This window comes from uncultured Thiodictyon sp. (assembly GCF_903828115.1).
Lineage (GTDB): Bacteria > Pseudomonadota > Gammaproteobacteria > Chromatiales > Chromatiaceae > Thiodictyon.
The window spans coordinates 1-1,648 of the sequence record NZ_CAIKKU010000623.1; the positions used below are offsets into that span (position 1 = coordinate 1).

At 65.6% G+C, this 1,648-nt stretch carries 3 protein-coding genes; 1 reads left to right on the plus strand and 2 read right to left on the minus strand.

All coding sequences use genetic code 11. The features are described from left to right. On the minus strand, positions 1–840 hold an 840-nt coding region (locus QZY48_RS23430), incomplete at its 3' end, for an MATE family efflux transporter (RefSeq protein WP_295435625.1). Positions 841–944: 104 nt separating this feature from the next. Here QZY48_RS23430 and QZY48_RS23435 point away from each other — a divergent pair. Next, complete coding sequence (locus QZY48_RS23435; RefSeq protein WP_295435627.1) at positions 945–1,136, plus strand: hypothetical protein; 192 nt, start codon at positions 945–947, stop codon at positions 1,134–1,136. 104 nt (positions 1,137–1,240) lie between these two features. Here the strand turns inward: QZY48_RS23435 and QZY48_RS23440 are convergent, their stop codons facing one another. Continuing rightward, a complete protein-coding gene (locus QZY48_RS23440) occupies positions 1,241–1,462 on the minus strand; it encodes a hypothetical protein (protein WP_295435629.1) in 222 nt (73 codons plus the stop codon). Positions 1,463–1,648: the final 186 nt, after the last annotated feature.

The window sequence follows — 1,648 nt, forward strand, 5'->3', positions numbered from 1 at the left end:
GACCATCATGAGTTGGAAGCACCCGGTGGCGATCAGGTCGGCGGCCGGCAGCAGGCCCATGGGCAGCCCCAGCGCCAGGGCGCGACCCATGGGGACCCACCGGGGCCGCCAGTAACGATGGCTCGCGAATTCGCGGCGCACGCGCGGACCCAGGAAGATCCAGAGTCCGGCGAAAAAGCCGACCGCCTGGGCCGTGGTGGTGGCCCAGGCGACCCCCGCCACCCCGAACCCGAGGCCGAGCGCCAGGACCTGATTCAATACGGCATTGGTCACACCGACCACGACCATCAGGGCCAGGGTGACCCCGGTGCGCCCGATCCCGTTGAAGAAACTGGTGATGCACCAGAGTGCCACCCCGCCCATGGCCCCGGCAACGCGCGGAAACCAGAAGTCCAGGGCCATGGTCTCGACCGCCGGCGGGAGTTGCACCGGGGCCAGGAGCCAGCCGCCCGCCAACCCCGCGAGGACGAAGAGCGGACTGGTGGCCAGCACGACCCAGAGCCCGCTCCAGACCGTCTGCGCCACCCCCAGGCGGTCACCGGCGCCGTAGGCCTGGGCGACCAGGGTCTGGACCGCCATGGCCACCCCCCCGAACAGCAGGATCAGCACGATGACGAACCAGTAGACCCCGCCGACCGCGGCGATGGCGTCGGTGGAGATGCGCCCCAGGAACCAGGTGTCGGTCAGATTGAGCACCGCCTGGATGCCGCTGTTCAGGAACAGCGGGGCGGCCAGCGCCACGACGGCGCGCAGGTCCACGCGGCGCCGGCCCGCGCTATCGTGGCGCAGGGCGGGCAGGGGGCGCGGGAGGGCCGGGAGATCGGGGGGAGTCGGGTCCATGGCTAAGGGTGCGGCGTCAAACCGCTGACCCTGCCTCAAGGGTCCGGTGGAGTCAAGCCGACGGGTCGGGCGTCGTTGTCGTTGTCGTTGTCGTTGTCGTAATCGTGGTCGGATTGTTCGATTACGACAACGACAACGTACCGGGGTTCTCGGTCACTACATCAGTTCTGATCGCACCCGGTCGGCCCCGGAATCCGTCGTCCATCATTTCCTGGAATGTCCAGGGGCAGGAGTCATCGTCCCGGCCGCCGCCGAGACATTCCGCACTGGATCTTGAAACCACTAAAGGAACTTGACCAGCATGGCAACAACCGCTGCCTGGGCTGATAGTAGGCCCGCCATCCACCTAACCAGATCCGCTTTCAGTAATTCCACGTCGGACTTGGTCGCCAACTCGCGATCAATGATCATTACGCAGGCTATCAAGAAGTTGGTCTTGCGAGATGAATTCACCCCGCTCGATCTCCGCCATGGCAGCCAGCAGTTCATTTTCCTCCTCCGCCGAGAGGCTAAAGGACTCATCGGGTTCTCGGGAGATGACGGCGACGACGGAGCCCTCTGCAAGGCAAAGGCCCTCCACGACGATTTTCCCGGCTACGACCGTACCAGTGGTGACTTGCATGGGTGAACGGTACTCCTGCATCAACATTGAATGTCACGCCCTTTCAGGGCTGATCGTCCTTAACCGACCAACCCAGGGCGTTGCCCTGGGCTGGTATGTTACGCCCCTTCAGGGCTTCTGGTCGCGCTGCGGTCGCTTCTCGTTCCCACGCTCCGCGTGGGAATGCCGGGCGGGCGCTCCGCGTCC

Excerpts from the sequence above, each read along its gene's own strand:
- QZY48_RS23440 (WP_295435629.1), bottom strand. The coding sequence starts at position 1,462 with ATGCAAGTCACCACTGGTACGGTCGTAGCCGGGAAAATCGTCGTGGAG.